General features: G+C 64.3%; 7 protein-coding genes. All 7 read left to right on the top strand.

The genetic code is table 11. The features are described from left to right. Window positions 1-816: diguanylate cyclase (locus ABNS06_RS15615; RefSeq protein ID WP_348675525.1), on the top strand; the 816-nt coding region annotated here is incomplete at its 5' end. A 111-nt stretch (window positions 817-927) separates the two neighbouring features. Then, complete coding sequence (locus tag ABNS06_RS15610; RefSeq protein WP_348675524.1) at window positions 928-1119, top strand: hypothetical protein; 192 nt, start codon at window positions 928-930, stop codon at window positions 1117-1119. A 152-nt stretch (window positions 1120-1271) separates the two neighbouring features. Continuing rightward, window positions 1272-1532 (top strand): hypothetical protein, encoded by a 261-nt coding sequence (locus tag ABNS06_RS15605; RefSeq protein ID WP_348675523.1) that lies wholly within the window; start codon window positions 1272-1274, stop codon window positions 1530-1532. 185 nt (window positions 1533-1717) lie between these two features. Beyond that, window positions 1718-2152: a thiol-disulfide oxidoreductase DCC family protein gene (locus tag ABNS06_RS15600; RefSeq protein ID WP_348675522.1), complete on the top strand. Its 435-nt coding sequence runs from the start codon at window positions 1718-1720 to the stop codon at window positions 2150-2152. Further along, complete coding sequence (locus ABNS06_RS15595) at window positions 2149-2625, top strand: OsmC family protein (RefSeq protein ID WP_348675521.1); 477 nt, start codon at window positions 2149-2151, stop codon at window positions 2623-2625. Before ABNS06_RS15600 ends, ABNS06_RS15595 begins: the two co-directional genes overlap by 4 nt. Continuing rightward, window positions 2622-3173, top strand: coding sequence for a GNAT family N-acetyltransferase (locus ABNS06_RS15590; protein WP_348675520.1), 552 nt, complete (start codon window positions 2622-2624; stop codon window positions 3171-3173). The genes ABNS06_RS15595 and ABNS06_RS15590 overlap by 4 nt, the downstream gene beginning before the upstream one ends. A gap of 22 nt (window positions 3174-3195) precedes the next feature. After that, window positions 3196-3567: a VOC family protein gene (locus ABNS06_RS15585; protein WP_348675519.1), complete on the top strand. Its 372-nt coding sequence runs from the start codon at window positions 3196-3198 to the stop codon at window positions 3565-3567. Window positions 3568-3700 lie beyond the last annotated feature (133 nt).

The following is a 3700-nucleotide window of genomic DNA, read 5'->3' as shown; positions in this document are numbered from 1 at the left end:
TTGCTGAAGACCCAGGCCGACCGCCTCAGAGGCATGCCCATGCAGGGGTTCATCGCCGCCTCCGAGCTCATCCCCGAAGACCGGCCCTGGGTCGAGACACCGCTGGCCGAGGCGGTCGTGCTCGAAGGCTCCGCCCGCGACAGGAACACGACACTCCGCGGCGCGGACAATCGCCCGTTCCCGGTGGAAATGGGCGCGACCACGATCAGCGATGCCGGGCACGTCAGCGAGTTCGTCCTGGCGTTTCATGACATCTCGGACCAGGTGCGCATCACGGACGAGCTGCGCAAGCGCGCCGAGCATGACGTGCTGACCGGGCTTTCCAATCGCGCCGCGATGCGCAAGGCACTGGATGCCGAACTGGCCGATATCGAGAATCGCTCGAACTTCGCCCTGATCTACATCGACCTGAACAAGTTCAAGCCGGTTAACGACCAGTATGGCCACGAGATCGGGGATCAGGTCCTGAAAGTCGTCGCCAAGCGACTGACCAACAGTCTTCGCAAATGTGACCTCGTGGCACGACTGGGCGGTGACGAATTCGCCGTACTCGCACGGAGCGTCGGCCGCTCCGGTGTGATCGAAGGCATCGCCGACCAGATCATCACCGCGCTGGACCAACCGATCACCATCGACGAGACCTCGATCCGAATCGGCTCCGCTCTGGGCGTGGTCCAGGCGAGCGGCTCGTATTCCGACGCCGACGATCTGCTGCGCAGCGCCGACAGCGCCATGTACGAGGCAAAACGGAGCGGGGACGGCCAGTCCCACTGGGCCCTGGCCAATCCATCCACACCGACCTCACCCGACCACTGAACCAGTCCGTCGCAGCCTGAGCAGGCGGCGACGATGGCGGATCCGATGGTCGATGGGTAGGATCATCGATCCGATGGCCGAACCGGCCAAACGCCACACCCGATCGCCCCGATGAACAAATACCCCCCTTCCGCGAAGGAGTTGCGTGAGTGGATGGACCGCAAGGGTCTTTCCAGCAAGGACGTCGCAAAAGCGCTGAAACTGTCCGATGGGCGAGTCGTCCGTCACTGGACTCGCAAGGACAACGCCCGCCAGATCCCGTACCCCAGCTGGTACACCCTGCGCCACAAATTCGGCAAGTGACTGTTTCCTCTCACGGAATCCAGCCTTTTGCCGCCCCGATATAGGAATTTTTATCCTAGGAACTATTGACCTATTTCCGCAGCGGGAGTACTGTGCCAGACACGTGTCACATAAATGTCATATCAATGATGTATGGCAAGGAGGAGCACACCATGTACAAGACACTCGTAGCCACGGCAGCCCTGGTCGGCCTGCTGTCCGCCTGCGGCACGACGACAACCCCGGCCAAACCGACGCACTGGTGGAGCGCCGAGGCGCCTGTCTCCCGCGTCACCTACACCCGCGACAACACCGCCTGCGAGGAATCGTCCGGTTTCTCGGGCGCCGGCGAGGCCACGTCCGACGCCTACGCGAACTATCACGCCTGCATGCGAAAGGCGGGCTATACGCTGATCTCCACGAACGACACCTGACGCTCGTCGAGTGAGTGCGCCGATTGAACGTCGGTGCACTCACTCGGGTCCAGGTCGCCGGACAGGGTGGCGGGGAATCGACTCGACCCGCTGAAGCCGGCTAGTCTTGACGCCTTCACGCGAGAGCGGAGACGAGGCGGCATGCAGATTCGCGTTCATCGCGGGCCCGGCCGGAACCAAAGACCTTGAATGCGGCCGCGACGCAGCCGATCGTGCTGTTCGACGGGACCTGCAATCTTTGCTCATTCTGGGTCGGGTTCATTCTGAAAACGGATCGCAACGCGGTGTTCCGGCTCGCTCCCGTCCAATCCGAGGCCGGGCAATCATTGCTTCGGCGCTGGGGCTTTCCCACCGACCGCTATGACACCCTGGTCGTGATCGCCGACGGGCGCAGCTACTCCCGCTCCGGCGCGGTGCTGCGCATCGTCCGCGACCTGCCAGCACCCTGGCGCTGGCTGCGTGTCGCGGGGTGGCTGCCCCGACCGATGCGCGACGGCATCTACCGGCTGGTCGCCCGGCATCGCTACCGCCTGTTCGGGAGACGTTCGGTCTGCCGCATCCCTGACGCCGAGGAACGCGCGAGGTTTCTGCCCGGCGCGGACACCGAGGCGGCATCGTGAGCACACAGACTCACGACTACCGGGTCGACGTCGAATGGACGGGCAACCGGGGCGCCGGGACGCAGGACTACCGGAGCTACACCCGCGATCACCTGATCCGCGTGGAGGGCAAACCCGTCCTGCACGGTTCGTCGGATGCCGCCTTTCGGGGCGACCCCACCCGCCACAACCCGGAAGACCTGCTGCTCGCCTCGCTCTCGAGCTGCCACATGCTCTGGTATCTGCATCTTTGCGCCGATGCCGGCCTCGTGGTCACGCGTTATCACGATCAGGCCACGGCTGTGCTCGCACTCGATACCGACGGCGGCGGCCGCTTCGACGCGGCGATGCTGCGACCCAGGGTGCATTTCCGTGGGCCGGCGGACCTCGAGCACGCCAGGTCACTGCACACGCTTGCCCACCAACGCTGCTTCATCGCCAACTCGATGAATTTTCCGGTGCACTGCGAGCCCACGGCGGAATTCGACGCATGAACCTGGAACAGAACAAACCGGAGGCCCGGACCCGACCGACGCTCCATCTGCAACGCATGACCGCAGCTGACGAGGCCGCGTTCCTCGCCGCGGTGGATCGCAGCCGCTCGCTGCACGGGCAGTGGGTCTCACCACCCGCGACCATCGCCGCATTCCAGGCCCATGTCAGACATTACGCGTCATCGTCGGACGAAAGCCTGCTCGCGCGTCGCGACAACGGCGGTCTGGTCGGCTGCATCAACATCAGCAATATCGTGCGCGGCGGTTTCCAGTCCGCCTACCTGGGGTACTACGCCTTCGAGCCCCACGCCGGTCAGGGACTGATGCGGCAGGCACTGCGGCTCGCCGTGAGCCTCGGTTTTACCCAACTGGGCCTGCATCGCCTGGAAGCGAACGTGCAGCCGACCAATCATCGCTCCGCCCGACTGGTCCGTTCCCTGGGCTTCCGGCTGGAAGGGCATTCACCGCGTTATTTGAAGATCGCCGGCCACTGGCGGGATCATGATCGCTACGCGATCACCACCGAAGAGTGGCGGATGGCCAATTGAACACACTCAAGGGGAAGCGCGCATGGCACTCGGTGCATTTTCGGTCAGCCTGGCGGTCAGCGACATCCAGGCGTCGCAGGCGTTTTACGCCAAACTCGGTTTCGAACCCGTTGGCGGCGACGTTGATCACCACTGGCTGATTCTCCGCAACGGCGACACCACGATCGGCCTGTTCCAGGGCATGTTCGAGAGCAATGTCCTGACGTTCAATCCGGGCTGGGATGCGCAGTGCAACCCGCTGGAACACTTCGAGGATGTGCGGGCGATCCAGTCGCGGCTGAAGGCAGCCGGTGTCGTACTGAGCTCCGAGGCCGACCCGGACTCCACCGGTCCCGCCCACATCGCGCTCACGGATCCGGATGGCAACGCGATCCTCATCGATCAACACGTTTGACCGCAGTTGAGGCGGTGGCCGGCTACTCGAAGACGCCGTTGTCGAAAAAGCTGGGCATCAAGCCGGGGATGCGGGTCGCCGTGCTGGGCGCACCCGATGGCTACCGCGACTGGCTCGCGCCGCTACCGGACGA

Source organism: uncultured Abyssibacter sp., assembly GCF_964000955.1.
In the GTDB taxonomy this organism is placed as follows: domain Bacteria; phylum Pseudomonadota; class Gammaproteobacteria; order Nevskiales; family OUC007; genus Abyssibacter.
This window is presented reverse-complemented; position numbering and strand designations above follow the sequence as displayed.

Excerpts from the sequence above, each read along its gene's own strand:
- ABNS06_RS15585 (WP_348675519.1), top strand. The coding sequence starts at position 3,196 with ATGGCACTCGGTGCATTTTCGGTCAGCCTGGCGGTCAGCGACATCCAG.
- ABNS06_RS15605 (WP_348675523.1), top strand. The coding sequence starts at position 1,272 with ATGTACAAGACACTCGTAGCCACGGCAGCCCTGGTCGGCCTGCTGTCC.
- ABNS06_RS15590 (WP_348675520.1), top strand. The coding sequence starts at position 2,622 with ATGAACCTGGAACAGAACAAACCGGAGGCCCGGACCCGACCGACGCTC.
- ABNS06_RS15610 (WP_348675524.1), top strand. The coding sequence starts at position 928 with ATGAACAAATACCCCCCTTCCGCGAAGGAGTTGCGTGAGTGGATGGAC.